The sequence below is a fragment of the Pandoraea pnomenusa genome (genome assembly GCF_040391475.1).
In the GTDB taxonomy this organism is placed as follows: domain Bacteria; phylum Pseudomonadota; class Gammaproteobacteria; order Burkholderiales; family Burkholderiaceae; genus Pandoraea; species Pandoraea pnomenusa_C.
In genome coordinates, this window is sequence record NZ_JBEBXS010000008.1 from 54,466 (window position 1) to 80,578 (window position 26,113).

A 26,113-nucleotide genomic window follows, 5' to 3' on the forward strand; every position below is an offset into this window, starting at 1 on the left:
CTCGCATGCCGGGCGCTTTATGTCGCGCCCCGTAGGGCGCGAAAGCAAGCCTCCCGAACCGGTACTTGTCGCGACGCTCGCTTCGCACCACACCTTCCGGCCCTCCTGCGACAGTGGGACCGGAAGTGGGGTCGCTGCGCATCACATTAGACCTTGGTTCGCACGTAATAGCGCTTGGGCAGACACCAGGCAATCACAACGAAGCTAATAGCAAGTGCTGCCGCCAAGGTGTAGAGCCCCATGCTTGCGCTGCCAGTGACGTCTTTGACCTTACCAACCATGTAGGGACTGATCAAGCCACCAAGCTGTCCAATGGAATTGATGAGGGCGATACCCGCCGCGGCCGCCATGCCCGTGAGGAAGCGTTGCGGAAAAACCCAGAACAGGCCGATTGCCGAAATCACGCCCGTTGCTGCCACGGTCAGTCCGATGAGCAGCGCGACTGTGTGCTCGCTGTACATCCCGCAAATGAAATAACCCATGCCGCCAGCAAGCGCCGTCAATGCCAGGTGCCATCGGCGCTCGCCCGTCCGATCAGAGTTCTTTCCGAGCACAATCATCACGACGCCTGCTACCAGGTAGGGTATGGAGGAGATCAGACCGATCGTGAAGGTGTCTTGTGTTCCTGCGGTCTTGATGAGCTGCGGCATCCAGAAGACTAGCCCATATATCCCGCCGGCCAGGCAAAGGTAAATGAATGAGAGGGTGTAAGTGGCAGGCTCTCGCAAGGCCGCCCCGAAATGGTGTGTGTCAGCTTCCTTGGCATCGAGCGCCACCATGCTGCGCCAGAACTGCTTGTCGCTGGCGCCTAGCCATTTGGCGTCCTCGACCTCGTCGTCCAGATGGAGCCAGATGACAATACCCAGGATGATCGAGGGGATCCCTTCCAGCAAGAACAGCCACTGCCACCCATGCAGGCCCATCGCGCCATCCATGAACTTCATGATCCCCCCGGAGATCGGGCCGCCAATGATCCCGCAGAACGCGATACCGGACATGAAGATCGTATTAATGCGCCCTCGTCGCTTGGAGGGGAACCATTTCGTGAAGTAGTACAGGACGCCAGGCACAAAGCCTGCCTCCAACGCGCCAACCAAGAATCGAATGAAATAGAATGCCAGCTCGCTGGTGACGAACATTGTGCATGCGGAAGCGATTCCCCATGTCACCATGATGCGCATGATCCACATCCGAGCGCCGACCCGGTGGAGAACCATGTTGCTTGGGACTTCGAACAGGAAGTAGCCGATGAAGAAAATACTGGCCCCCAAACCATACACAGCATCGGAAAACCCAAGCTCGCTCTGCATCTGCAGCTTTGCAAAGCTGATATTCACCCGGTCGAGATACGCCACGACCCAGCAAATCACCAACAAAGGAATGAACCGCCAGAACACCCGGCGGTAAATGGCCTTTTCGCGCGATGCTTCTTCGGCGCTCAAGCCACTATCAACAGACAGCGTGGCACTCATCATTTGTCTCCATTGTTTTTTTTGCTTTTGTTGCGCACGCCTCCGTGAAGGCGTGCTGCACCCACTAGTATGTGGCTCGGCCGCCGGAAAGATCAAAAACGGCACCGGTAGTGAAGGAGTTTTCCTCGCTAACCAGCCAACTCACAAGGTTCGCGACCTCGTCGACCTGGAGAAACCTTCCTCGAGGGATCTTGGACAGCATGTAATCAATGTGCTGCTGCGACATCTGGTCGAAGATTTTGGTCTTTGCCGCCGCAGGGGTGATGGCATTGACGGAGATGTTTTGACTTGCGGTCTCCTTGCCCAAGCTCTTGGTCAGCGCAATAACACCTGCTTTGGAAGCGCTGTAGGCACATGCATTGGGATTACCTTCTTTGCCTGCGATCGACGCAATGTTGACTACACGACCGTAGCCGCGCTCGATCATGCCCTTGACGAGCACCTTGTTCACATGAAAGGTGCCGCTAAGATTGATCTTGATGACCTGATCCCATTCCAGCACCGAATAATCCACCGTCGGCGCATTGGCTCCGGCGATACCGGCGCTGTTGACAAGTATCGACACGGGGCCCAGTGCCTCCGTGGTGTTTCTGCTGGCGGCTTCCACGTTACCCAGGTCTGTGATGTCGCTGACTACCGTATGCACCACGCCTTTACCGGCCAGGGTTGCCTTTGCATCTTGCAACGCCAGCTCATCACGATCCCAGATCGCGACTGCAGCCCCGCCCTCGAGAAGGCGCGTCGCCACCGAAAGCCCGATACCTTGAGCGCCCCCGGTTACAACAGCGACTTGGCCCGAAAAATCGTACTGATTCATTTCGCGAGCTCCTCAGTCACCAATGACGCGTTGCTGTTGCTCGCCAAGACCGTCGATACCCAGTCGCATGGTCTGGCCTGCGCGGAGATACACGGGCTCCGGCTTGATTCCCATGCCCACGCCGGGAGGAGTTCCCGTTGAGATCACGTCACCCGGATACAGCGTCATGAAACGGCTGAGATAAGCAACGATCTGCGGAACGTTGAAGATCATCGTTGCCGTGTTGCCGTTCTGATATCGGTGGCCGTCAACTTCGAGCCAAAGGTTGAGTTGGTGCGGGTCAGGCACCTCGTCTTTGGTGACAAGCCACGGTCCCGTCGGTCCGAACGTGTCGCAGCCCTTGCCCTTGTCCCACGTACCGCCCCGCTCAATTTGGTACTCGCGCTCCGAAACATCGTTCACTACGCAGTAGCCAGCCACATGCTCCAACGCCTGACTCTCGTCGACATAGGACGCAGTCTTTCCGATGATGACGCCGAGCTCGACTTCCCAGTCCGTTTTCACTGAGTCTCGCGGAATCCGCACATCGTCATTGGGTCCGACGACGGCCGAGGTCCACTTGTTGAATACCACGGGCTCCTTAGGGATCGGCATGTTCGATTCCGCAGCATGGTCGGCGTAGTTCAAACCAATGCAAATAAACTTGCCGATGTTGCCCACGCATGCGCCCAAGCGCGGCTCCCCCGACACCAGCGGCAGGGTCGAGCAATCCATAGATTGCAGATCCTGGAATGCACGGCTGCTCAAAAATTTCCCATCGACGTCGGCGGTAAGGCCGGAAATGTCTCGGATGCGGCCTTGCTCATCCAACACCCCGGGTTTCTCCGCGCCAGGCGCGCCATAACGTAAGAATTTCATGTAACGTCTCCAAATATCACTTTTGACGCAGAGCAGTTTAGAAGTGGTAACCAGGCCCGCTAATGCGGAATACAGGCGTTGGAAGAACAGAATGGAATCCCCGGGAAAACCCGAAGACGATGAGCCGCAACTGGCAACCTTGCATGCCATATCGGGGCGGCTTAAGTTCAAGCAGCTAAAGTTGCTAATTGCAATTGAGGACATGGGTTCCGTGCACCAAGCTGCGACATTTCTCCATATGTCCCAGCCAGGCGTGAGCAAGGCGCTGCGAGAGATCGAGGAGGCCATCGGCGTCTTACTCTTTGCCCGCACTCCGCAAGGCCTTGTCGCGACCGATATGGGCCGCTGCGCTATCCGGCATGCACGCCTGATGCTGTCGAGCCTCTCGCACATGCACAAGGAACTGCACAGCATGGCAAGGAGCTCCGGTGCGCGCATCGCAGTGGGCTCCATCGCAGGTGCCCTGGCCGCCGTACTGACCAATGCGTTAATCGACTTCCACCGACTGCATCCAGATGCCACGGTGGAGTTACATGAAGGCACCAGTGCGGACTTGCTAGAAGGCGTTCAAAGCGGCAAATTGGATCTTGCGCTATGTCGAACATCCGTCGCGCCGCGCGTGGATCTCTTCGACTTCGAATGGCTGTGCGATGAACGCGTCGCGGTGGCTGTGTCGCCTACCCACGCGTTGAGCCAGACTAAGGACGTGAGTTGGAAGGTGGTATCTCAGTATCCGTGGATCTTGTTTCCCGGCCACATGCCCCTGCGTACGCTTCTTGAGCGTGAGGCGGCCAGCAATGGTGTGGTTCTGGCCTTCCGCCCTGTGGAGACGTCTTCAACGTTCGCTACGGCGCTACTGCTTAACAAGAGCCCCGAAATGGTGGCGCTGATGTCGCTCGAAACACTGCAGTTCTTCGCTGCGCGCGGGACGGTTGCACGCCTGGATCTGAAAGTCAGTACAAAAGCCGAGCCGTATGGTTTAGTCACGCGCACCGGCTCGGCGGAACCGGAGGCACTGGTCACACTGAAGAACTGCATCCGCAAACAAGCCATCCCGCCCGCGTAGCATTGACGGATGACGGATGCCGGAGATCATGGTGTTCGAAGGGCGACGTACTGTCGGTGTGAGCACGCATACCACGCCTGCCACGCGCGGGAGAAAGTGAAGGCGCAAGGCGACATGGGCGCCACAGTTGCGTTCAAACGGTGGTGGCGCTAATCGTCTCAGACATCTCTGCTTGCGTGATGTCGAGCCTCTGCGCTTCGACTATATGGAAGGAGATGCAACCATCGCAAAGCGTCTGCTTTCCACGATGGAACGATTGATCGAGGGATCTCGGAATAACCTGCACAGCACCTAAACGAAGCCGAGAATCCGATTGGAAAGAGGCCGACAATCACTTGAGGCCCTTGATTCGATTGGCCTGCCCAGAGGGATTCGAACCCCCGACCGTCGGCTTAGAAGGCCGATGCTCTATCCAACTGAGCTATGGGCAGTGCGTGTGGCGGCGGCCTGATACCGCTGCCGGAGCGTCCGCGTGACGAAAGTGCGATAACAACGCATCCCGCGCGGACAATCGCCGATTATAGCGCACACGCATGCCAATTTGACCGACGTCACCTCATCACTTGCCCTCTTTACGTGACATCCCGTTCGCATCTAGACTGCAAATGTGGAGGAGCGCGGTCATGAACGAAATCGAACGCGAACAACGCTTTGGCGCCCACAACTACGCGCCGCTGCCCGTCGTGCTCTCGCATGCCAAGGGCGTCTGGGTCTGGGACGTCGAAGGCAATCGCTATCTCGACATGATGAGCGCCTACTCGGCCGTGAGCCACGGACACGCGCATCCGCGCCTCGTGGCCGCCCTCGCCGCGCAGGCGCAGCGGCTGGCCGTCGTCTCCCGCGCCTTTTACACCGATCGGCTCGGCGCATTCCTCGAACGCCTGTGCGACCTCACCACGCTAGGCGGCGTATTGCCCATGAACACGGGTGCCGAGGCGGTGGAGACCGCCATCAAGGCCGCGCGTCGTTGGGGCTACAGCGTCAAACGCATTCCCGCCGAGAAGGCCGAGATCATCGTCGCCGACGGCAACTTCCACGGGCGCACCACCACCATCGTCGGATTCTCGTCCGAACCCGCCTATCGGGCCGACTTCGGCCCCTTCGCTCCCGGGTTCGTGCGTGTGCCGTTCGGCGATATCGATGCCGTACGCGCCGCCATCACCCCCAACACCTGCGCGGTGCTCTTCGAGACGATCCAGGGCGAAGGCGGCATCGTGATTCCGCCCGACGGCTTCCTGCGCGCCTTGCGCGACCTGTGCACCGAACAGAACGTGCTCATGTTGCTCGACGAAATCCAGGCCGGGCTCGGACGCACCGGCCGCTGGTTCGCCTATCAACATGAAGACGTGGTGCCCGACGGCATCATGCTCGGCAAGGCGCTCGGCGGTGGGCTGCTGCCGGTGTCGGCCTTCGTCGCGCGGCGCGACATCATCGACCTGTTCGAGCCGGGCAGCCATGGCTCGACCTTCGGCGGTAATGCACTGGCCGCCGCCGTCGCGCTCGAAGCGCTCGACGTCATGGCCGACGAAGACCTGCCGGGAAGAAGTGCCGAAATGGGGGAATACCTGCTCGCCCGATTGCGCGCGATTCACTCGCCGATCATTCGCGAAGTGCGCGGCCGGGGCCTTTGGGTCGGCATCGAAATCGACCCCGCGCTTGCCGACGCCCACGACCTTGCCATGCGCCTGCTGCACCGACGCGTATTGGCCAAGGAGACGCGCTCGACCGTGCTGCGACTCGCACCGCCGCTCGTGATCGAACGCGCCGAGATCGATCTGTGCGTCTCGGCGCTCAAGGCGGTATTTGCCGAAGCCGAAGACTAGGTGTGACGATGTCCGGCCGCGCGTCGTCGCTCAATGGGCCGACGACTTCGACCAGAGATTCATCACCAGCACCCCGGCAATGATGAGCGCCATGCCGATTACGGCCGGCGCGTCGAGCTTCTGGCCGAACAACACGCGCGACGCGATCGAAATCAACACGATGCCCAGCCCCGACCACATGGCATAGGCGATACCCACGGGCACGGTGCGCAGCGTGAGCGACAACATGTAGAACGCCAAACCATAGCCCACGACGACCAGCGCCAACGGTCCCACGCGCGTGAATCCGTCAGAGGCTTTCAGCGCCGACGTTGCAATCACCTCCGCCACGATCGCCACCAGCAGATACAGATACGCCATCGGCCACTCCCTCTTCAATCGAATTCACGGGCGCCCATCATAACCGACGGTCTGCGGCACCCGCCTCGCAGAAATCGCTTGCGCAGGCGACGCTCCCCGCGCTACAGTCGCCGTCACGGTGTGGCCAGCACACCGGCGTCGCTCGGACGGTTCCGGGCGCTTACGTTCCAGGATCATCATGCCCAGCTCCCAGAGCTCGCGCAGCTTTGCGCGCATCAATCGCCTTCCCCCGTACGTTTTCAATATCACCGCCGAGCTGAAGATGGCGGCGCGCCGCCGTGGCGAAGACATCATCGATCTGTCGATGGGCAATCCCGATGGCGCCACGCCCCCGCATATCGTCAACAAGCTCGTTGAGGTAGCGCAGCGCCCCGACACGCACGGCTATTCGACCTCGCGCGGCATTCCGCGCCTGCGCCGCGCAATCACGCGCTGGTACAAGGACCGCTACGACGTCGAGCTCGACCCCGAGCGTGAAGCGATCGTCACCATCGGCTCGAAGGAAGGCCTCGCCCACCTGATGCTCGCCACGCTGGACCAGGGCGACACGGTGCTGGTGCCGAATCCGTCGTATCCGATTCACATCTACGGCGCGGTCATCGCGGGCGCGAACATCCGCTCGGTGCCGATGACGCCCGGCATCGACTTCTTCACCGAACTCGAACGCGGCATTCGCGAGAGCCATCCGAAGCCGAAGATGGTGATTCTCGGCTTCCCGTCGAACCCCACCGCGCAATGCGTCGAGCTGGAGTTCTTCGAACGTGTGATCGACCTCGCGCGCAAGCACGACATTCTGGTGGTGCACGATCTGGCCTATGCCGACATCGTCTACGACGGCTACAAAGCGCCGTCGATCATGCAGGTGCCCGGCGCACAGGACGTCGCCGTGGAGTTCTTCACGCTGTCGAAGAGCTACAACATGGCGGGCTGGCGCATCGGCTTCATGGTCGGCAACGCGGAACTGGTTGCCGCGCTCGCGCGCATCAAGAGCTATCACGATTACGGCACGTTCACGCCGGTGCAGGTCGCGGCAATCGCCGCACTCGAAGGCGACCAGCAGTGCGTCGAGGAAATTCGCGAGCAATACCAACGCCGCCGCGACGTGCTCTACAAAGGGCTGACGGAAGCAGGCTGGGCCGTCGATCTGCCGCGTGCGTCGATGTACATCTGGGCGCGCATTCCCGAGCCGTACCGCGCGCTCGGCTCGCTCGAATTCGCGAAGAAGCTGCTCGCGCAAGCCAAGGTATCGGTCTCGCCCGGCATCGGCTTCGGCGAATACGGTGACGAGTACGTGCGCTTCGCGCTGATCGAGAACGAATCGCGCATTCGTCAGGCGGTGCGTGGCATCAAGCACATGTTCCGCGAAGACGGACTGGTGCACCCGACGGTCGCCTGATTCGCGCACGGCACAACACTGCCGCCAATGACAACGGGGAGTCGAAAGACTCCCCGTTGGCTTTTCGACCACCGCGCACGACAACGCGCTACGCGGGCAACCACTCCTGCAACGTCACTTCGATGGTGATGAACGAGAGATTGCCGCCGCGCACGAAGCGTCCCGCGAACATGCGCCCCTCGGTATCGGCCACCATGCCGTGGAGCATCGGCAACGCCTGGGCAGCATCGGACCCGACATCGACTTCACCGAACACGTTGAGGATCTCCACCCCCGGCCCGTTCACGACCTGCTCCCGCCAGCCGTCGCCCGCACGAAACGCCAGACGCGCGTCGATCAGGCTGCCGACCGCGCCGCGCACGATGGCCCGCGAGATGCCATGCTCGGCGCACAGCGCCTCGATGCTCTCCGTCAGGTCCTGATTGGGCTTGAGACGCGCCACGACGAGCCGTCCCAATGTGCCGTTCTCGATGGCGACGGGCACCTCCAGTGCCGCGCTCATGAGAGACCTCCCGGGCGCACCGCAGACGGACGCAGCAAGTGAAAGCGCGTTTCCTCGTCATCGCCCGTCACGTAGCCGCCGTGCTCGAACAGACACAGACGAATCACCACGGGCTCGTCGCCGGCCCAGGTGTGATCGAGGATCAGATGCCCGCCATGCAACGCCCCCGTCGGATCGGAAAACCCCGCATGGCAATGCAGCAGCGTGGCGCCGTCGGCCGTGCGGCCGATGGTGATCGCGCCGCCGATCAGATCCACTTCGCGGGCTTCGTCGACCGGCGCCCCGTACCCGAAGGGACGCTCCGTGTCCGTGGTCGTTTCGATCATGTGATACCGCAGTCCTCGCGCGGTGCCCGCGCAAAACCGCCCGACGCCGCCACCATACGCATAGCGGGATAACGCCGCGCGCAGGGACTCGCCGAGATTCGCACCAGACCGGATCGTCACGCGCAGTTCGTGCTGCCCGCTCAACACGCAGTCTTCCACACGGGGTAACGTGGGGGCGCCTGCATGCCGATAGATCCGCGAAAGCGCAGGTTTCATAGTCGATAGTCTCCTTGCTCTTCGAGCATCGTCTTGATTTGCTTCTTCACGATCTTGCCGTAGCCCGACTTGGGCATGGCATTCCAGAACACGAAGCGACGCGGCCACTTGTACCGGGCGATACGCGCTTCGAGATGTCCGAGCAGTTCATCGGCCTGCGCGGCCATGCCTTCCCGGGCGACCACCACCGCGAGCCCGCTCTCGCCCCACTTGGGGTCGGGCACGCCGAGCACCGCACACTCCGACACGCACGGGTGCGTGAGCAGGGCCTCCTCGATCTCGCGCGGATAGACGTTCGAGCCGCCCGAGATGTACATGTCCGACGCGCGTCCCGTGATGTACAGAAACCCCTGTGCGTCGACGTGACCGAGATCGCCGGTGTGGAACCAGTCATCCTTGAACGCCTTCGCATTGGCGTCCGGATTGTTGTGATACCCCATGAAGACGGCCGGCCCGCGCACGCAGATCTCCCCCGAGGCGAATGGCGCCTGACGCTCGCCGCGCTCGTTGAGAATCGCCACCTCCATGCCGGTACGCGGCATGCCGCAGGTGCCCACGCGCGCGTCCGGCGCGTCGTCGTCGTCGCCATGCAGCCAGGGCGGCAACACGGTGATGTTGCCCGTCACCTCGCCCAGGCCGTAGTACTGCACCAGCACGCGGCCCAGCTTCTGCAACGCGTACTTCTGATCGGCGCGGTACATCGGCGCACCGGCGTAGATGACGAAGCGCAACGAGCTATGGTCATGGCGATCGACGGCCGGATCTTCGACCAGCATCTTGACGATGGTCGGCACCGTGAACATGTTGTCGACACGATGACGCTCGATGGCCTGCCACACTTGTTCGGCGTCCATCTTCTCGCCCGGCAGCAGCACGCTCGCCGCGCCGCGTGCGGTATTGACGATGGCGTGAATGCCCGCGCCATGCGAGAGCGGCGCGACGACCATCGACCGGCTGCGATAGGTGATGCCGGGCATCAGGTCGGCCAGATGATTCGTGACGACGAACGCCATCTGTCCGTGCGAGAGCACGCCCGCCTTCGGATGCCCGGTCGTGCCGGATGTATAGAAGAACCACAACGGGTCCTCGTACTCGACCTCGGCTTCGTAGTCCGGCGCGCCGAGGTGTTCAGCGACCAGCGTCTCGTAGTGCAGCTCGCCCTCGCGAGGGGCGCCCAGCGCAATCACGTGGCGCAGCGCGGGCGACGCGGCACGTACCGCGTCGACATGTCCTTCGAAACCGGCGTCGTAGATCATGACGCACGCCCCACTCGACTGCCCCAGATAGGCGGCCTCCGGCGCGGTGATACGGAAGTTCGTCGGCACCCACACGGCCCCGAGCCGGAACGCGATCCACGCGCTCTCGAAAATCGGCAGATTGTTGCGCGAGTGCACCAGCAGTTTGTCGCCCTTGCCGACGCCCAGCTTGCGCAGCGCCTCGACGGCGGCGTTCACGCGGGCGTCGATCTCGCCCCACGTGGTGACCTTCTCGCCGACGATCACGCCGGGCTCGTCCGGATGACGCCGGGCAACATCGGCCAGCAGGCGGCCGAGATTCATCACCTTCTTGAGCATTTCGCTCGTCTCCTGTTCTTTCTTCTTGCGCAGTGTTGCGATGTCTTGCGATGTGGCGTGCCCGGCAGCCGCCGGGCACCCTGCCTGACCCAGGCTCGCGACCTGTCGAAGGGCTTCGATGGATGTCGACGCGACTCAGCGCGCCTCGAGAATGCTCACGTAGTTGGCCACCGCCGCGCCGCCCATGTTGAACACCCCGGCGAGCTTCGCGTTCGGGATCTGCATTTCCCCGGCCGTGCCCGTAAGCTGCATGGCCGCCATGACGTGCATCGATACGCCCGTCGCCCCGACCGGGTGGCCCTTGGCCTTGAGACCGCCCGACGGATTCACCGGCAGCAGACCGCTCTTCTCCGTGATGCCCTCGGCAATCACGTTCGCGCCCTGACCGGGCTTGGCGAGTCCCATCGCTTCGTATTCGATCAGCTCGGCGATGGTGAAGCAGTCGTGCGTTTCGACCAGCGACAGGTCCTTCAGGGACACGCCGGCCACGCCCAGCGCCTGACGCCATGCGTGCTGGCCGCCTTCGAACGCGAGCGGATCGCGGCGCGAGAGCGGCAGGTAGTCGTTGACCTGAACCGCCGCGCGAAAGCCCACGGCCTTGGGCATCGTGCGCGCCACGTCCGCCTTGGAGATCACCAGCGCTGCCGCGCCGTCGGACACCATCGAGCAGTCGGTGCGCTTGAGCGGGCCGGCGACGAACGGGTTCTTCTCGGAGACATTGCGACAGAAGTCGTAGCCGAAGTCGCGACGCATGTGGGCATACGGATTCACCGAGCCGTTGCGATGGTTCTTGGCGGCGATGCGGGCGAGCGCGTCGGACTGATCGCCGTAGCGATCGAAGTACGCCTGCGCGATGGTGCCGAACACCCCCGCGAAGCCGCCCGGAATGCCGGCCTCTTCCCGCGCGTAGGAGCACTTGAGCAGTACGTCGCCGACCTGCGGTGTGGCGAGTTCGGTCATCTTCTCGAAGCCGATCACCAGCACGTGCGTGGCCTTGCCCGCTTCAATGGATTGCAGGCCGCCGTGAACGGCCGCCGATCCCGTGGCGCACGCGTTCTCATAGCGCGTGGCGGGCTTGAAGCGCAGACCGGGAATGCGATTGAAGACCAGCGAGGACGGAAAGTCCTGATACAGGAAGCCGCCGTTGAAGGTACCGACGTGAATCGAGTCGATCTGTTCGGGCGCGAGGCCCGCGTCGTCGAGGGCGGCTTGTGCGACGTCGGCCAGCAGCACTTCGGCGTCGACGTTATCGAGTTTTCCGAACTGGGAGTGGGCCCAGCCGGTAAGGCATGCAGCAACCATGAAATGTTCTCCGGAAAATTGGGGTCATCCAGACTCCGGTGAGCAATTTCGATGCCAGACCCAAACACGCCTGGCGCGTCGCGGTGTACCGCGAGCGGCATCGACTGCCCCTTGCGTCCTCCTTGCGGTTCAGCAACGTGCACTGCAATGTCCGCGCTTGTGGCGCGTCCCGCAATTGACGTAAGCGTAAAGCCGCCCGCCACCTTCCATCAAGTGAATTCGGATGCGCACCGCGTGACGGCAATTTGCTGTGCCGCAACACGCCTTCGCCCCGCCTCGCGCGTGCGACACCTGTCGCATCGAAGGTGTCCAGCATGTGCGACAGGTGTCGCAACGGACACCCGAAATGCGACAGGTGTCTCACGATGACGCGGCGACATGCGTGTCTCGCGAAGCCCGGGCGGGGACAGCCGAAGGCAATCCGTTCCATCAGGTAAAAGGCAGCGGGGCAAGCCACGGCAAGGCATGACCGGACAGGCGGCACCGCAGCGCGCGCGCCCCCGGGAATTCACTGATGCTTAACAACGTAAGGGTTTTCCCGTTCGGGCCGCGAACTGGCATTCGACTTGCGTAAGATAGCCAAGCCACTTGTGAGCCGCATGACGCGAGTTGGCCGGGGCATTGCACGGCAACACCTTCGCGCGCCTCGCGCTTCAGACGCAGTCACCAAACCAATAAACAGGAGACATGCAGTATGAGCACCATGGATCGCCGCCACTTCATCAAGGTCGTGGCAGCCACTTCGGCCGCCGCCGCTACGGGGTTGTATCAGACGCAGGCCCACGCCGCCGAATTCACGCTGAAGTTCGCCAACAACCTTCCTGTCAGCCACCCGATGAACATCCGCGCCAAGGAAATGGCGCAGAAGATCGCGGAGCAATCGAAAGGTCGTATCGACTTCCAGATCTACCCGAACAACCAGCTCGGCAGCGATAGCGACATGCTGAGTCAGATTCGCTCGGGAGCCATCGACTACTTCACGCTCTCGCCGCTGATTCTCGGCACGCTCGTGCCCTCGGCGCAGATCTCCGGCGTGGGCTTCGCGTTCAAGGACTACGGCCAGGTGTGGGCCGCCATGGACGGCGACCTCGGGGCGCACGTTCGCGGCCAGATCGCGAAGACGTCCGTGTTCGCGTTCGACAAGATCTGGGAAAACGGGTATCGCCAGATCACGACGAGCAGCCGCCCGATCAATTCGCCGACCGACCTCAAGGGCCTGAAGATCCGCGTGCCGACAAGCCCGCTGTGGACCTCGATGTTCAAGGCATTCGATTCGTCGCCCACGTCGATCAACTTCGCCGAAGTGTATTCCGCCCTGCAGACGCACATCGTCGAGGCGCAGGAGAACCCGCTCGCGCTGCTCACCACGGCCAAGCTGTACGAGGTGCAGAAGTACGTGTCGATGACGAACCACATGTGGGACGGCTTCTGGTTCCTCGCCAACAAGCAGAAGTGGGACAAGCTGCCCAAGGACCTGCAGGCCATCGTGACCGCCAACGTGAACGCCGCTGCCATGCTGCAACGCGACGACGTGCGCAAGCTCAACGACGGCGTGATGGCCGAGCTCAAGCAGAAGGGTCTCGTGTTCAACGCACCGAACAACGAGCAGTTCCGCGACAAGCTTCGCAGCGCCGGCTTCTACGCCGAATGGCACAAGAAGTTCGGCGACGAGGCATGGGCCATGTTGGAAAAGTACACCGGGAAGCTCGCGTAAATGGAAACGTTGACGATGACGGCCGAGCCGACGCACGCGCTCGCCCGCCTCTTCTGCCATGTCAACCGCGCGGTGATGAAAGTCACCGAGACGGTTGCCGTGCTGCTGGTGGTGGCGGAGACACTCATCCTGCTCGCGGGCGTGATCTCGCGATACGGGTTCGACAATCCGCTCACCTGGTCAGACGAGCTCGCCCAGATTCTGTTCATCTGGCTGTCGATGCTCGGTGCCGTGATCGCGCTCGATCGCGGCGAGCACATGCGTCTGTCCGCCATCGTCAACAAACTTCCCCCGGCATGGCGCGATTGGTTCCAGACCATGGCCGCGCTCACGGTCTGCGTGTTCGTCGCGCTCATCATCATGCCCGCGTACACGCATGCCATCGAACAGATGGACATCACCACGCCCGCGCTGGAAATTCCTGACGGACTGCGCGCTGCGGCGTTGCCGGTCGGTGCGGCACTGATGCTGATCGCCGCCATTTCGCGCATGGCACGTTGTTCGAGCCTGCGCCAGTTCGGCCTCGGCGTGCTGTTCGTGGCAGCCCTCGGCGCCGCGCTGTGGCTCGGCCGCCCGGCGCTCATCGCGATGGGCAACTACAACCTGCTGGTGTTCTTCGTGCTGATCGTGGGCGCGTGCGTGGCAGGCGGCATTCCCATCGCCTTCGCCTTCGGCACGGCCACGCTCGCCTACCTCGCGCTCGTGACCGACGCCCCGCTGCAAATCGTCGTGAGTCGCATGGACGAAGGCATGTCGGGCCTGATCCTGCTGTCGGTGCCGTTGTTCGTGCTGCTCGGCGCGCTCATCGAGATGAGCGGGCTCGCCCGCAGCCTGATCGAATTCATGGCGTCGTTGCTCGGCCACGTTCGCGGCGGCCTGCAGTACGTGCTGCTCGGCGCCATGTTCCTGGTGTCCGGGATTTCCGGCTCCAAGGCCGCCGACATGGCCGCCGTCGCCCCCGCGCTCTTCCCCGAGATGCAGCGGCGCGGCTCCAAACCCGAAGACCTCGTGGCGCTGCTCTCGTCGACCGGCGCCATGACGGAGACGATCCCGCCGAGCCTCGTGCTCATCACCATCGGCGCCGTTTGCGGCGTGTCGATCACGGCGCTCTTCGTGGGCGGCCTGCTGCCTGCGGTCATCGCCACGCTCGCCATCGTGGTGGTGTGCTTCGCGCGTTCGCGCAAGGAGGCCCCGAACGCGGCGCGGCGCGCGCCGTGGGGCGTGATCGGCAAGACGTTCGTCATAGCGCTGCCGGCGCTCGCCCTGCCGATCCTGATTCGCACCGCCGTGATCGAAGGCGCAGCGACGGCCACCGAAGTCTCGACGGTGGGCATCGCCTACACGATCGTGATCGGCCTGATCGTCCATATCTTCAAGAAGCATCTCGACTTCAAGCGACTGTATCCGCTGCTTACGGAAACCGCGGCGCTCTCCGGCGCCATCCTGCTCATCATCGGCATGGCCACGGCGATGGCGTGGGCGCTCACGCAATCGGGCTTCTCGGCAAAGCTCGTCGGCCTGATGCACGGCGTGCCGGGCGGACAGGTCGGCTTCCTGCTCATCTCGATGGTCGTGTTCATCGTACTGGGCAGCGTGCTCGAAGGCATTCCGGCCATCGTGCTGTTCGGACCGCTGCTCTTCCCCGTGGCGCGCTCGCTGGGCATTCACGACGTGCATTACGCAATGGTCGTGATTCTGTCGATGGGCATGGGCCTGTTCGCACCGCCGCTCGGTGTCGGGTTCTATGCGGCATGCGCGATCGGCAAGACGTCGCCCGACAAGGTGTTCAACCGGATGTGGACCTACATGGGCGCACTGCTGATCGCCCTGCTGATCGTGGTCTTCGTTCCCTGGATCTCGATCGGTTTCCTCAAGTAAGGCAAATCCGCTAACGATTTCGCGTTTTCACCGACGGGCTCCGCCGCGCTGCTGGCGGCGGGGCCCGTGCTGTAGATGTCAATAAAATTAGGAGTCCATAGCATGACGGAGAAAGTTGCAGTGGTCACGGGTGGCGGCATGGGCATTGGCGCCGCCATTTGCGAACGGTTGGTGAACGACGGCATGACGGTGGTCGTTGCCGACCTGAACGAAGGGGCGGCGGCCGAGACGGCGGCGAAGCTCACCGCCGCCGGCGGCACCGCATGGGCGCTGGGCATGAACGTGGGCGACGCGCAGTCGATTGCCGACGGTTTCGCGCAGGTCGCCCAGCGGCATGGCCGGTGCGATGTACTCGTGAACAACGCAGGCATCGCCAAGACGTTCCCGTTCCTCGATTACCCGATCGATCACTGGCATCAGGTCATGAACGTGAACCTCACGGGCACGCTGCTGTGTGGGCAGCACGCCGCGCGGCTCATGCGTGAGCAGCGCTGGGGACGGATCGTGAACCTGGCGTCGGTCGCCGGCATTCTGGCGAGCGCCGGTCGCACGGCATACGGCACGTCGAAAGCCGCCGTGATCGGCCTCACGCGGCAGATGGCCATCGAACTGGCACCGTTCGGCATTACGGCCAACGGCATCGCCCCAGGCCCCGTCGACACGCCGCTCACGCAGGTGCTGCATTCCGACGTCTCGCGCCGTCACTACACGGAGACGACGCCACTCGGCCGCTACGGGCAGCCGCGTGAGATCGCCGGGGCGGTGAGCTTTCTGGCGTCGGAGGATTCGTCGTATGTGACCGGGCACATCCTGCCGGTCGACGGCGGCTTCGTCGCCGCGGGCATTCTGGAAATCTGACGCGGCGCACGCCGATTCATCAGGTTCCGGGCACTGGCGCGAACGTCGACACACCCGGTGTTGAGGTGCCGTGGTGCTGCAGTGCCGATGCGCCGACGTTCAGCGCAGGCGGGTGTCCGGAAGATCGGGCACCAGCCGCGCGTTCGGCGCCCGTTGCATGTCGCGCCACACCTGCCGCGCATTCTCCACGAACGTCTCCACGCACGGATTGTGATTGTCCCGGCTCCACAGCAAGGCCACCTCTGCCACCGGCGCGTTGTGCAACGGTTTGAAGACGGCGCTGCCCGACGCGCTCGCACTACTCATCGACATCGGCACCATTGCCACGCCGAGCCCCTCCCCCACGAGGTTGATAATCGTCTGCTGCAGGTTGGTCTCCAGCCGGATGTGCGGCGAGAACCCCGCACGGCGACAATGATCGACGACCAGATCGTAGACGAGCGGCGCAATCTCGCGCGGAATGCTCACGAATGACTCCTCGGCCAGTTGGGAGGCGTCGAGCACGTCTAGCGATGCCAGCGCGTGCGTGCGCGGCAGCACCGCCACCATCTCCTCGCGAAACACCGTCGCCGTCTCCAGCCCCGTGAGATCCTCCGGACGGTACATGATGCCCACGTCGGTCCGTCCGGTACGCACCGCTTCTGCCAGCAGATTCGGCAGCGTTTCCGCCAGCTTCATGTCCACGCGCGCATACGCCGACGCGTAAGTCCGCGTGAGCGCCGGCAGGATGTTGTACGCGGAAGACATCATGAAGCCCACCGTAATCGCGCCATCTTCCCCGCGGCTCGCCGCCACCACGTTGCGCCGCGCCCGGTCGACGGAATTCAGGATATCCACAGCGTCCTGATAGAAGCGTGCGCCCGCGCGCGTCAAACGCACGCTGCGGCGCGTGCGCTCGAACAACTGCACGCCCAGTTCCGCCTCCATGAGCGCAATCTGGCGCGACAGCGGTGGCTGCGAGATATGCAATTGCTGGGCGGCCCGGCCGAAATGCAACGTCTCCGCGAGCACCACAAAGTACTGGAAATGACGCAACTCGATCATTTGATACCTCAAAGGTATTAATAGCGCATCAATATTGTATTGGATGTTATGACTGTGCAGTCGTATCCTGCATTGGCGGTTGGCCACCCGTGCTGTCCGCCACATAAAGAGACGTCAGGAATCGCCAGGCCACAAGCCAACGACGGCGCCCTTTCGTACCAATACGAGAAGGAGACAAGTCATGCCCGCTCACCTCGCTGTAGCGTCTGCCCCCGCTCGACCTGTCGGCCACGCAAGCCCCCTCGGCGCGGCCAATGCCAATACCGCTTTCCACCACATTGCCGCGCTCGCAGAGCGCATCGCGCGCGCGCCCGCCGCCCCTGCTGCGGCATGCCGCATGCGCCCCGACTATCTCGAGATCGACGACCTGTGCGGCACCGACGCCCGCATGCGCGACCTGCTCGCGCGCGGCAAACGTCTCGTCGATCGCGGCATTCCGGTGCTGATTCTCGGCGAGACGGGAACCGGCAAGGAGTTTCTCGCCCGCGCACTGCACGAATACAGCGAGCGCCGCGCGCAAGCGTTCGTGGCGATCAACACGGCGTCGCTCCCCGAGCATCTCGTCGAGAGCGAGCTATTTGGCTATCAGCGCGGTGCGTTCTCGGGTGCGTTGCCCGGCGGGATGAAAGGCAAGCTGCAACAGGCCGACGGCGGCACGCTGTTCCTCGACGAAATCGGCGACATGCCCTATGCGCTGCAAACGCGCTTGCTGCGTGTCTTGTCCGAACGCGAAGTTACGCCGCTGGGTGCCAGCCATCCGGTGCCGGTCGACGTGCAACTCATCTGCGCGACGCATCAGGATCTGGCGAGCGCCGTCGCGCAGGGCGCATTCCGCGAAGATCTCTATTACCGGATTGCCGTGGGGGTTCTGACGTTGCCGACGCTGCGCGAACGTGACGACAAGCCGGAACTCATCGCGCGCATGCTGTGTGACGAATGGGAAGGGTTGCGCGCCGATCAGGCGCTGGCTCGCGTGTCGGCCGAGGCGCTCACCTGTCTGCTCACCCACGCATGGCCGGGGAATCTGCGCCAGATGCGCGCGGCATTGCGCTACGCGTGTGCGGTGATGAACGGGAATCAGTTGACCGCGATGGACTTGCCGCCGGAGTTGATGACGACGTTGCAAGCGTCGCGCGCACAAGCCTTGCCGAATCGCGACACCGTGACGACATTGGCGAGCTCACGGCAAGACAACGAAACTGTATCGCGCGTCGATGGCAATGCGCACGCGATGCATGACATGGATCACGACGACGAACGCGAGCGCATCGTGCAAGCTCTGGCGCAACATCGCTGGAATATTTCCGCAGCGGCACGGACACTTGGCTTCTGTCGCGCGTCGCTCTATCGCAAGCTCAAGCAGTTCAGCATTCCGCACGTGCGCGATTGCGGTGACGCACTGAGCACGGCGCGCTTCGCATAGCGCGTCGCGCCCGCGCGAAGACATGCAAATCGCGCGGGCAAAAAAAAGCGCGGCCAATCAGGCCGCGCCAAGGTTTGGAGACTTTTCACTCAACGCAAAAGTCTACTTCTCGCGGAACGTAGTATAGGTCCGACGCCAAAAATCATTCTCATCATTCGACGCAATTCATTATTTGCCGACTCGAAATAGTTCCACAAAACCCCATGAATAAAGGGATTTTTTGACCATCCCGCTTTCTGTCGCTTGAAAGATTTTCAGAATTCCCGCATCACGCGCGAGTACGTGGCCTCGATGACAAGCCGATGGCGATGTCTCGACACTTCGAAGCATGCGTATCTATATAGTCGCATCGCTACGCAACGATCATCGTCCCGAGTCCGACGTCCGGATCCTCTCTCGATCGTGTGCATCGAATTCGCTCGATGCGCTGCGCACGCGATACACCGCCGCGACATGAGCACGCACACACGGAACTAAATTCAACGATGCGTGTCCGGCGCAAATCCAGCGCTGACGGCGCTTCCCACGCGCTTCTTCGGGCAGGTTCCAGTGTGTCCCGAGCGCAACACACCTCGCTTGCATTGCCAATTCTCGCCTAGGCTTAATCAAGCCAATCCCTTATCCGACAACGCTTTACGGCACGTTTGCAAGATTGTTTTCGGATATGAAATAGATTCTTGCGGATTCTGAAATAGGCGGGAGTAACGCGCACTCATACACTGCCCCCTGTCAACAGAGCAGTGCCGATACCTGATCGGGTCCGCGAATGACAAACCGTCACCTCGACATGTTCTGTTTCGCCGCGTTCTGTTTTCACGCGAATTCTGCGATTCGTGTCACGTTACTGGAGCTTAAACCATGAAAAAAACTCTTCTTGCCGCAGCCGCGATCGGCGCGTTCTCGGTGGGCGCACATGCACAAAGCAGCGTCACGCTGTACGGCTTGATCGACGCTGGCGTTGCTTACACCAGCAACTCGACCAACACGATCGGTGCTTCGGGTTCGAAGAACTTCCGCGCAACGAGCGGCCTGATCAACGGCAGCCGTTGGGGCCTGAAGGGCTCGGAAGACCTGGGTGGCGGTAACAAGGCCATCTTCGTGCTGGAAAACGGTTTCTCGATCAACAACGGCAACCTGGGCCAAAACAACCGCATGTTCGGTCGTCAAGCCTTCGTCGGCCTGCAGAACGACAAGTTCGGCGCCGTCACGTTCGGTCGTCAGTACGACTCGGTGGTTGATTACCTCGCTCCGCTGACCCTGAACGGTACGCAGTTCGGCGGCACGATCGCAGCCCACCCGTATGACAACGACAACACGAACAACTCGTTCCGTGTGAACAACTCGGTCAAGTACTCGAGCGCCAACTACAACGGCCTGACCTTCGGCGGCCTGTATGGCTTCTCGAACAAGGCTGGTGACTTCGCCAACAACCGTGCATTCAGCGCCGGCGTGAACTACGCTAACGGCCCGCTGACGGTTGCTGCTGCTTACTTGGAGCGCCAAGGCAATCCGGGTAACAACAACGCAACGGGCGCAGTCGACACGTCGGCTGGCGGTGACTCGGTCTTCAACGCACAGAAGCAACGCGTTTGGGGTATCGGTGGTAACTACGCCTTCGGCCCGGCAACGGTCGGCCTGGTGTACACGCACACCCAACTCCAAGGTCTGGCTGGCATCAACTACAACAGCACCGCAGTTGGTTTCAACAACGACGGCCTGAAGTTCGACAACTTCGAAGTCAACGGTCGCTACATGCTGACCCCGGCAGTCTCGCTGTCGGCCGCGTACGTGTACACGATGGCCAAGCAAGATTCGACGGACAAGAAGCCGAAGTTCCACACCGTTACGCTGCAAGCTGACTACCGTCTGTCGAAGCGCACCGATGTGTACCTGACGGGTTCGTACCAGCACATCTCCGACAACGAAGGCACGGGCCTCGCAGCCGGTGTCGGCGCTGCCGGCGGTATGTCGTCGACCAGCTCGCAAACCGTTGTGGGCACGGGTATCCGTCACCGCTTCTAATCAAAGCGGCGTGAGTACCGCAGTCGCATCGCGGTACTCCTGACACGAAAAAGGGCAGCCTCGGCTGCCCTTTTTTCATGGTCGCGTGCAATATCGCACGCCGCCATCGATCTCACCTCTCACAGACGTTCACGTCAGAAGCGCGTTTCACGCGCGGCACGCAGGAAGTTATCGAGTACCGGCGTGCAGTCCAGGAACTCCGGCCCGCCTGCGCGGTGAAACTCCGGGTGCCACTGCAATCCCATCACGAACGGCGCCTTGCGATACCGGATCGCTTCCACCACGCCGTCTTCCGCACACACCGCTTCCACGCTCAGATCGCGCCCGAGTGTCTTCACCGACTGGTGATGAATCGAGTTGACGATCGGCACGGCGGTCGGTGCGAGCATCTGTGCGAGCGACGACCCTTCCGGGAAGGTCAGCGTGTGGCGGTTGTGCTCGTAGGTTTCCGTCACGTGCGGGATCGCTTCCGGAAGATCGGTCGCGATGTCCTGATGCAACGTGCCACCGAATGCCACATTGATCAACTGACAACCCCGGCACACACCGAGAATCGGCTTGCCCTGCTCGACGAATTCGTGCAGCAACTCGAGTTCGTACATGTCGCGCATGCGATCGCCCTGCCATTCGTGACGCGTCGCGACTTCCGAATAGGTCAATGGCGACACGTCGGCACCGCCCTGCAACACCAGGCCGTCGAGATGCTTGGCGTAGTCGTGCAGGCGGATATGGCTCGGATGCAACTGGCCCTGCGTGTCGACCGTCGGAATCATGAAGACCAGCACGTCGCGCGACATCACCCAGTGGGCGATCGATTCTTCGAGGTATTGCAACGTTTTACTGCGCAACCCTTTCGAGCCTGGCTCCGGATGGAAAATGCGCGCCGAGATACCGATCTTCAGCGTGCGCTGCGTGATGCGTTGCCCGGCGCGGTCGTACCAGGCGCGAAATCGTGCGGACATGATGCGACGCAAAACCGACCACGGCGAGTCGCCCGCCTGCAGATACGAAGGCTGACCACCCATCGATGCCGGACTCCCCGGACGCGGCGCCCCCGAGCCGAACGACGGCTGATGTGGCGGTTCACCGCCACCCCCACCGCCACCGCCCGCACCCGAAGTACCGTCACCGGGCGCCGAACCACTTGCGGCGCCTGCCGCGCCTGCCTCGCCGATCGCGCCGCCCGCACTGCCGACACCGGCCGCTTTGACGTCGTCGCCTGACTTCGGCACTGGCGCACCGATCGGATTGCGGTCCGAGGCGACTTCCGCAGACGGTTTCGCCGACGCTGTCGCTGTCGCCGGTGCCGATTGCGGCTTTTCTGCCGTTGCGTCGGCCGATGCCGCGGACTCGGCCGGCGGCACCGGGCGCGTGAGCGTATCGGGGTTCGGCGGCATGCCCGACGAGCCTTCCGACGTGCCGGCCACCGGCTTCGCAGTCGGATGCGGTGTCTGCGGCGACGCGGGCGCTACGTAGTCGGACGGCCCGCCCGACGGCGCAGGCGACGAGGTTTGTTGCGGCGTTGCGCTCTTGCTCGCATCGGGTTCGGGCGTTTGCGGATGGCTCGGCCCGTCGGGTTGCTTCGGCGATTTCGGATCTTGAGCGTCGGTCATGATGGCTTTTTGAAAACGTCCGCAAAGGGGGAAAAAAGGATGGACCACGAGAACCGGGAAATTATCCCGCCGCGTCTATCCCGCCGCAACCGGAGAACCCCACACCGCCACAGCCTCCGGCACACACAGCCTACGCTCGATGGCACCCCATGCAACCGTCGCGCCGGCGTGATGTCGAACACAATTGTCGCGCGTCGGAAGCCTGATCGCATCGCCGGCAAACTCGGCGGGCGACGCGTATAATCGAGACAAATTGCAAGACATTCGTTCGATTTTGCGCGATGTTTGCGTCGATTGAATGAAATTGCCCGCCGTTATCCCGTTATCCCGTTAACGCCGGGCACTTTAGTTTCAGGAGCCTGCAAGTGAAGCGTTTTCTGCGCCTGTGGCAAATTGCTCGCCACGATTTCCGCGTGCTTTGGCACGCCGCCCGCGATCCGCGCCGTCCGTGGTGGCTGTTGCCCGCCGTCGCGCTGCTCGGCGTCTATCTGATCAGCCCCTTCGACCTGATCCCGGACTTCGTGCCGGTGTTCGGTCTGCTCGACGATGTTGTCGTGATCGGCATGGTCGTGCACTGGCTGATCGGCCGTCTGCCGTTCGACGTGCGCGAAGACGCGCGCGCCCATGTGTTCACGCAGCGCGCCTGAACGATGGCACGCCACGAAAAAGGGACGCACGAGGCGTCCCTTTTTCGTCAATCCCTACGCCGCACTCAAGGCATGAGCAATGTCGAGCCCGTCGTCTTGCGGGCTTCGAGATCGCGATGCGCCTGCGCCACATCGGCCAACGCGTAACGCTGGTTGACCTCGATCTTCACCGCGCCCTTGGCCACGACATCGAACAACTCATTGGCCGTGGCTTCGAGGTCTTCACGCTTCGCCGTGTAGTTGAACAGCGTCGGACGCGTGAAGAACAGCGAGCCGCGCGACACGAGATCCGCCGTGTTGATCTGCGTGACGGCGCCGGACGCGTTACCGAAGTTCACCATCGTGCCCAGCGGACGCAGGCAGTCGAGCGAGCCGATGAACGTGTCCTTGCCGATCGAATCGTAGACGACCGGCACGCCTTCGCCACCGGTAATCTCCTTGACTCGCTCGACGAAATTCTCGCGCGTGTAGACGATCGGATGATCGCAGCCATGCTTGCGCACGAGCGCCGCTTTCTCGTCGGAACCGACCGTGCCGATCACCGTCGCGCCGAGCGCCTTGGCCCACTGACACACGATCAACCCGACACCGCCCGCCGCCGCGTGAATCAGGATCGTGTCGCCCGCCTTCACCGGATACGTGCGACGCAGCAGATACTGCGCCGTCATGCCCTGCAGCATCATCGCCGCGGCCTGATCGTCGCTGATGCTGTCCGGCAACCGCACCAGCGGCGCGGCCGGCATCACACGCGCCTGCGAATACGCGCCACACGGACGGCTCGCATACGCGACACGGTCGCCCGGCTTGACATGCGTGACGCCCTCGCCCACAGCCTCGACCACGCCCGCCGCTTCCATGCCGAGACCGGCCGGCAGCGGCTGCGGATACAGGCCCGTGCGGAAATAGACGTCGATGTAATTCAGCCCCACGGCGTTGTGGCGCACGCGCGCCTCGCCCGGCCCCGGCTCACCGACTTCGACATCGACCCACTTCATCACTTCCGGGCCACCGTTCTGTTCAATACGGATCGCTTTTGTCATCCTCGCTCCTTGGCTATTTTTCAGGGAATTGCGGATCGTCGCCGCACGCCGTGCCTCGCGGCCGCCGGGCGGCATCCGGCATGCGTCACGCCTTCGGCTCGGCCGCCAGGCGCACGATCAGTTGTTCAAGCAGCAAACGCGCCGTAGCGCTATTCGTCGCACATGGCACGTTATGCACGTCGCAGGCGCGCACCAGCGCGTTGATGTCGGGCTCGTGCGGCTGCGGCGTCATCGGGTCGCGCAGGAACAGCACCATGTCGACGCGCCCCTCGGCCAGTTGTGCGCCGATCTGGAGGTCGCCACCGTGCGGTCCCGAGAGCTTGCGCTCCACTTCGAGGCCAAGCTCGGTCGCGATGCGTCCGCCCGTCGTGCCCGTAGCCACGAGCTGGCACTGGCGCAGCACGTCGACGTAATCGCGGGCGACCGCGAGAATCTCATCCTTCTTCTTGTCGTGCGCAATCAGCGCGATGCGGACATTCGGTACGGTCGAAACAGTCATTGAAGCGTTTTCCAGTTTGGGTCAGAACGTGCCCGGGTAGGCGCCGCCGTCGATCAGCACGTTCTGCCCGGTAATGTAGCCTGCGCGGGCACTGCACAGGAATGCGCAGGTCGCGCCGAATTCGTCCGGCTGGCCGAAGCGGCGCGCCGGAATCGCGGCAGCGCGCCTGGCCCGCGCTTCGTCGACCGTCTGACCGCTCTTCGAGGCCCATGCCTGCATGGTGCCGGCCAGGCGGTCGGTGTCGAACGCACCCGGCAGCAGATTGTTGATGGTCACGTTGTGCGCCACGGTCGTGCGCGCCAGGCCGGCGACAAAGCCCGTCAACCCCGAGCGCGCCCCGTTGGACAGGCCGAGGATATCGATCGGCGCCTTTACGGCCGAGGACGTGATGTTCACGATACGCCCGAAGCCCTGCGCGATCATGCTGTCGACCGTCGCCTTGATGAGTTCGATGGGCGTGAGCATGTTGGCGTCGAGCGCGCGGATCCAGTCGTCGCGTTGCCAGTCGCGGAAGTCGCCCGGGGGCGGACCGCCCGCATTCGTCACGAGAATATCGGGCTGCGCACATGCGGCGAGCGCCTGTGCACGGCCTTCAGGCGTGGTGATGTCGCACGCCACGGCCGTGACGCTCACCCCCGTGGCGGCGCGAATCTCGTCGGCGGCCACGTTCAGCGCGTCGACCCCGCGCGCCACGATGACGAGATTGACGCCCGCGTCGGCCAGCGCCTGCGCACACGCGCGCCCCAGCCCCTTGCTCGCGCCGCACACCAGCGCGGTGCGGCCCTTGATTCCCAGATCCATGTCAGCCAGCCTTCCAGACGAGTGAAGCATTAATCGAATACGGCGATGCAGCACAATGTGGGCCCCTGGGGGCGCCTCGCACCGATTCTAAGGGAATCGCGTTCGCGCCGCTGCGTGCCGCATCGGTTAAAATCGCGGCCATGCGGGCTAAACCGGCCCTGCCCCCGACTGCCGCAATTGCGCGCCCTGCCATGAAACAAGACACCCGCTTCCCGAATCTCTTTATCTGCGATCACCCGCTGATCCAGCACAAGCTCTCGCACATGCGCGACAAGGAAACGTCGACGCGCACGTTCCGCGGCCTGCTGCGCGAGATTACCTTGCTCATGGGCTACGAAATCACGCGCGACCTGCCGCTCACGACCGAACGCATCGACACGCCGATGGTCGCCATGGACGCCCCCGTCATCGCAGGCAAGAAGCTCGCCATCGTGCCGGTGCTGCGCGCCGGTGTCGGCATGAGCGACGGCCTGCTCGATCTGGTGCCGTCCGCGCGTGTGGGTCACATTGGCGTGTACCGCGACGAGCAGCATCGTCCGGTCGAATACCTTGTGCGCCTGCCCGACGTGGCCGACCGCCGCTTCATCCTGTGCGATCCGATGGTCGCCACCGGCTACTCGGCCGTGCACGCCGTAGACGTGCTGCGCAAGCGCGGCGTGGCTGAGGAGAACATTGCGTTCCTCGCGCTGGTGGCGGCGCCCGAAGGCGTGAAGGTGCTCCACGACGCGCATCCGGGCGTGAAGCTGTACGTGGCCTCGCTCGACGAACGTCTGGACGACCACGCCTACATCATTCCCGGGCTGGGCGACGCAGGCGACCGCCTGTTCGGCACCAAGAACTGAGGTTGCATCGATGACGCAAA

Annotated in this window: 23 protein-coding genes and 1 tRNA gene; 10 read left to right on the top strand and 14 right to left on the bottom strand. The window is 62.9% G+C overall.

Features of this window, described 5'->3' with window-relative positions:
• Positions 1–146: 146 nt before the first annotated feature.
• The 3 genes from ABWO90_RS10725 to ABWO90_RS10735 all read right to left on the bottom strand — a co-directional run bounded on the left by ABWO90_RS10725 (position 147) and on the right by ABWO90_RS10735 (position 3,147).
• The gene (locus tag ABWO90_RS10725; RefSeq protein WP_353191211.1) at positions 147–1,472 is read right to left on the bottom strand and encodes an MFS transporter; all 1,326 of its coding nucleotides are present in this window, start codon (positions 1,470–1,472) and stop codon (positions 147–149) included.
• Between the two features lie 64 nt (positions 1,473–1,536).
• Positions 1,537–2,289, bottom strand: a complete 753-nt coding sequence (locus tag ABWO90_RS10730) for an SDR family NAD(P)-dependent oxidoreductase (protein ID WP_353191212.1) — start codon at positions 2,287–2,289, stop codon at positions 1,537–1,539.
• A gap of 12 nt (positions 2,290–2,301) precedes the next feature.
• Positions 2,302–3,147: an ureidoglycolate lyase gene (locus ABWO90_RS10735; protein ID WP_353191213.1), complete on the bottom strand. Its 846-nt coding sequence runs from the start codon at positions 3,145–3,147 to the stop codon at positions 2,302–2,304.
• A gap of 91 nt (positions 3,148–3,238) precedes the next feature.
• Here ABWO90_RS10735 and ABWO90_RS10740 point away from each other — a divergent pair, with 91 nt between their 5' ends.
• Positions 3,239–4,213, top strand: coding sequence for a LysR family transcriptional regulator (locus ABWO90_RS10740; RefSeq protein ID WP_353191214.1), 975 nt, complete (start codon positions 3,239–3,241; stop codon positions 4,211–4,213).
• 354 nt (positions 4,214–4,567) lie between these two features.
• On the opposite strand, the gene ABWO90_RS10745 is transcribed toward ABWO90_RS10740, so the two are convergent.
• Positions 4,568–4,644: transfer RNA gene (locus ABWO90_RS10745), tRNA-Arg, on the bottom strand.
• 192 nt (positions 4,645–4,836) lie between these two features.
• On the opposite strand from ABWO90_RS10745, the gene rocD reads away from it, so the two are divergent.
• Positions 4,837–6,036: an ornithine--oxo-acid transaminase gene (rocD, locus tag ABWO90_RS10750; RefSeq protein ID WP_353191215.1), complete on the top strand. Its 1,200-nt coding sequence runs from the start codon at positions 4,837–4,839 to the stop codon at positions 6,034–6,036.
• Between the two features lie 30 nt (positions 6,037–6,066).
• Here rocD and ABWO90_RS10755 read toward each other — a convergent pair whose 3' ends face one another.
• On the bottom strand, positions 6,067–6,396 hold the full coding sequence (locus ABWO90_RS10755; protein ID WP_353191216.1) for a DMT family transporter: 330 nt from the start codon (positions 6,394–6,396) through the stop codon (positions 6,067–6,069).
• Positions 6,397–6,574: 178 nt separating this feature from the next.
• On the opposite strand from ABWO90_RS10755, the gene alaC reads away from it, so the two are divergent.
• Positions 6,575–7,792 carry an alanine transaminase gene (alaC, locus tag ABWO90_RS10760; protein ID WP_353191217.1) on the top strand — a complete coding sequence of 406 codons (1,218 nt, stop codon included), beginning with the start codon at positions 6,575–6,577 and terminating at the stop codon, positions 7,790–7,792.
• Between the two features lie 88 nt (positions 7,793–7,880).
• On the opposite strand, the gene ABWO90_RS10765 is transcribed toward alaC, so the two are convergent.
• The 4 genes from ABWO90_RS10765 to ABWO90_RS10780 all read right to left on the bottom strand — a co-directional run bounded on the left by ABWO90_RS10765 (position 7,881) and on the right by ABWO90_RS10780 (position 11,712).
• Positions 7,881–8,294, bottom strand: coding sequence for a PPC domain-containing DNA-binding protein (locus ABWO90_RS10765; RefSeq protein ID WP_353191218.1), 414 nt, complete (start codon positions 8,292–8,294; stop codon positions 7,881–7,883).
• Positions 8,291–8,836, bottom strand: a complete 546-nt coding sequence (locus ABWO90_RS10770) for a PPC domain-containing DNA-binding protein (protein ID WP_353191219.1) — start codon at positions 8,834–8,836, stop codon at positions 8,291–8,293. The genes ABWO90_RS10765 and ABWO90_RS10770 overlap by 4 nt, the downstream gene beginning before the upstream one ends.
• Complete coding sequence (locus ABWO90_RS10775; protein ID WP_353191337.1) at positions 8,833–10,443, bottom strand: acyl-CoA synthetase; 1,611 nt, start codon at positions 10,441–10,443, stop codon at positions 8,833–8,835. Before ABWO90_RS10775 ends, ABWO90_RS10770 begins: the two co-directional genes overlap by 4 nt.
• A gap of 102 nt (positions 10,444–10,545) precedes the next feature.
• Positions 10,546–11,712 carry an acetyl-CoA acetyltransferase gene (locus ABWO90_RS10780; RefSeq protein WP_353191220.1) on the bottom strand — a complete coding sequence of 389 codons (1,167 nt, stop codon included), beginning with the start codon at positions 11,710–11,712 and terminating at the stop codon, positions 10,546–10,548.
• 694 nt (positions 11,713–12,406) lie between these two features.
• Between ABWO90_RS10780 and ABWO90_RS10785 the strand changes: the two genes are divergently transcribed.
• From ABWO90_RS10785 to ABWO90_RS10795, 3 genes are all read left to right on the top strand, one after another.
• Positions 12,407–13,426 (top strand): TRAP transporter substrate-binding protein, encoded by a 1,020-nt coding sequence (locus ABWO90_RS10785; RefSeq protein WP_353191221.1) that lies wholly within the window; start codon positions 12,407–12,409, stop codon positions 13,424–13,426.
• Between the two features lie 15 nt (positions 13,427–13,441).
• Complete coding sequence (locus ABWO90_RS10790; protein ID WP_353191338.1) at positions 13,442–15,304, top strand: TRAP transporter large permease; 1,863 nt, start codon at positions 13,442–13,444, stop codon at positions 15,302–15,304.
• A 102-nt stretch (positions 15,305–15,406) separates the two neighbouring features.
• Positions 15,407–16,162, top strand: a complete 756-nt coding sequence (locus ABWO90_RS10795; RefSeq protein WP_353191222.1) for an SDR family NAD(P)-dependent oxidoreductase — start codon at positions 15,407–15,409, stop codon at positions 16,160–16,162.
• A gap of 99 nt (positions 16,163–16,261) precedes the next feature.
• Here the strand turns inward: ABWO90_RS10795 and ABWO90_RS10800 are convergent, their stop codons facing one another.
• A complete protein-coding gene (locus ABWO90_RS10800; protein ID WP_353191223.1) occupies positions 16,262–17,206 on the bottom strand; it encodes a LysR family transcriptional regulator in 945 nt (314 codons plus the stop codon).
• Positions 17,207–17,387: 181 nt separating this feature from the next.
• On the opposite strand from ABWO90_RS10800, the gene ABWO90_RS10805 reads away from it, so the two are divergent.
• Together ABWO90_RS10805 and ABWO90_RS10810 are read left to right on the top strand one after the other, a co-directional pair.
• Positions 17,388–18,629 (top strand): sigma-54-dependent Fis family transcriptional regulator, encoded by a 1,242-nt coding sequence (locus ABWO90_RS10805; protein ID WP_353191224.1) that lies wholly within the window; start codon positions 17,388–17,390, stop codon positions 18,627–18,629.
• 858 nt (positions 18,630–19,487) lie between these two features.
• Positions 19,488–20,651, top strand: a complete 1,164-nt coding sequence (locus tag ABWO90_RS10810) for a porin (RefSeq protein WP_353191225.1) — start codon at positions 19,488–19,490, stop codon at positions 20,649–20,651.
• 134 nt (positions 20,652–20,785) lie between these two features.
• On the opposite strand, the gene ABWO90_RS10815 is transcribed toward ABWO90_RS10810, so the two are convergent.
• Positions 20,786–22,264 (bottom strand): gamma-glutamyl-gamma-aminobutyrate hydrolase family protein, encoded by a 1,479-nt coding sequence (locus tag ABWO90_RS10815; protein ID WP_353191226.1) that lies wholly within the window; start codon positions 22,262–22,264, stop codon positions 20,786–20,788.
• Positions 22,265–22,629: 365 nt separating this feature from the next.
• On the opposite strand from ABWO90_RS10815, the gene ABWO90_RS10820 reads away from it, so the two are divergent.
• Positions 22,630–22,911: a YkvA family protein gene (locus ABWO90_RS10820; protein WP_353191227.1), complete on the top strand. Its 282-nt coding sequence runs from the start codon at positions 22,630–22,632 to the stop codon at positions 22,909–22,911.
• A gap of 65 nt (positions 22,912–22,976) precedes the next feature.
• Here the strand turns inward: ABWO90_RS10820 and ABWO90_RS10825 are convergent, their stop codons facing one another.
• The 3 genes from ABWO90_RS10825 to ABWO90_RS10835 form a co-directional block, all read right to left on the bottom strand.
• Positions 22,977–23,951 (bottom strand): quinone oxidoreductase family protein, encoded by a 975-nt coding sequence (locus ABWO90_RS10825; protein ID WP_353191228.1) that lies wholly within the window; start codon positions 23,949–23,951, stop codon positions 22,977–22,979.
• Positions 23,952–24,036: 85 nt separating this feature from the next.
• Positions 24,037–24,450, bottom strand: a complete 414-nt coding sequence (locus ABWO90_RS10830; protein ID WP_353191229.1) for a methylglyoxal synthase — start codon at positions 24,448–24,450, stop codon at positions 24,037–24,039.
• Positions 24,451–24,471: 21 nt separating this feature from the next.
• Complete coding sequence (locus ABWO90_RS10835; RefSeq protein WP_353191230.1) at positions 24,472–25,251, bottom strand: SDR family oxidoreductase; 780 nt, start codon at positions 25,249–25,251, stop codon at positions 24,472–24,474.
• A gap of 191 nt (positions 25,252–25,442) precedes the next feature.
• Between ABWO90_RS10835 and upp the strand changes: the two genes are divergently transcribed.
• Positions 25,443–26,093 carry a uracil phosphoribosyltransferase gene (upp, locus tag ABWO90_RS10840; protein ID WP_353191231.1) on the top strand — a complete coding sequence of 217 codons (651 nt, stop codon included), beginning with the start codon at positions 25,443–25,445 and terminating at the stop codon, positions 26,091–26,093.
• The last annotated feature ends 20 nt before the right edge of the window (positions 26,094–26,113 follow it).

Coding starts and splice junctions, on each gene's coding strand:
- ABWO90_RS10725 (WP_353191211.1), bottom strand. CDS start 1,472: ATGAGTGCCACGCTGTCTGTTGATAGTGGCTTGAGCGCCGAAGAAGCA.
- ABWO90_RS10730 (WP_353191212.1), bottom strand. CDS start 2,289: ATGAATCAGTACGATTTTTCGGGCCAAGTCGCTGTTGTAACCGGGGGC.
- ABWO90_RS10735 (WP_353191213.1), bottom strand. CDS start 3,147: ATGAAATTCTTACGTTATGGCGCGCCTGGCGCGGAGAAACCCGGGGTG.
- ABWO90_RS10740 (WP_353191214.1), top strand. CDS start 3,239: ATGGAATCCCCGGGAAAACCCGAAGACGATGAGCCGCAACTGGCAACC.
- rocD (WP_353191215.1), top strand. CDS start 4,837: ATGAACGAAATCGAACGCGAACAACGCTTTGGCGCCCACAACTACGCG.
- ABWO90_RS10755 (WP_353191216.1), bottom strand. CDS start 6,396: ATGGCGTATCTGTATCTGCTGGTGGCGATCGTGGCGGAGGTGATTGCA.
- alaC (WP_353191217.1), top strand. CDS start 6,575: ATGCCCAGCTCCCAGAGCTCGCGCAGCTTTGCGCGCATCAATCGCCTT.
- ABWO90_RS10765 (WP_353191218.1), bottom strand. CDS start 8,294: ATGAGCGCGGCACTGGAGGTGCCCGTCGCCATCGAGAACGGCACATTG.
- ABWO90_RS10770 (WP_353191219.1), bottom strand. CDS start 8,836: ATGAAACCTGCGCTTTCGCGGATCTATCGGCATGCAGGCGCCCCCACG.
- ABWO90_RS10780 (WP_353191220.1), bottom strand. CDS start 11,712: ATGGTTGCTGCATGCCTTACCGGCTGGGCCCACTCCCAGTTCGGAAAA.
- ABWO90_RS10785 (WP_353191221.1), top strand. CDS start 12,407: ATGAGCACCATGGATCGCCGCCACTTCATCAAGGTCGTGGCAGCCACT.
- ABWO90_RS10790 (WP_353191338.1), top strand. CDS start 13,442: ATGACGGCCGAGCCGACGCACGCGCTCGCCCGCCTCTTCTGCCATGTC.
- ABWO90_RS10795 (WP_353191222.1), top strand. CDS start 15,407: ATGACGGAGAAAGTTGCAGTGGTCACGGGTGGCGGCATGGGCATTGGC.
- ABWO90_RS10800 (WP_353191223.1), bottom strand. CDS start 17,206: ATGATCGAGTTGCGTCATTTCCAGTACTTTGTGGTGCTCGCGGAGACG.
- ABWO90_RS10805 (WP_353191224.1), top strand. CDS start 17,388: ATGCCCGCTCACCTCGCTGTAGCGTCTGCCCCCGCTCGACCTGTCGGC.
- ABWO90_RS10810 (WP_353191225.1), top strand. CDS start 19,488: ATGAAAAAAACTCTTCTTGCCGCAGCCGCGATCGGCGCGTTCTCGGTG.
- ABWO90_RS10815 (WP_353191226.1), bottom strand. CDS start 22,264: ATGACCGACGCTCAAGATCCGAAATCGCCGAAGCAACCCGACGGGCCG.
- ABWO90_RS10825 (WP_353191228.1), bottom strand. CDS start 23,951: ATGACAAAAGCGATCCGTATTGAACAGAACGGTGGCCCGGAAGTGATG.
- ABWO90_RS10830 (WP_353191229.1), bottom strand. CDS start 24,450: ATGACTGTTTCGACCGTACCGAATGTCCGCATCGCGCTGATTGCGCAC.
- ABWO90_RS10835 (WP_353191230.1), bottom strand. CDS start 25,251: ATGGATCTGGGAATCAAGGGCCGCACCGCGCTGGTGTGCGGCGCGAGC.
- upp (WP_353191231.1), top strand. CDS start 25,443: ATGAAACAAGACACCCGCTTCCCGAATCTCTTTATCTGCGATCACCCG.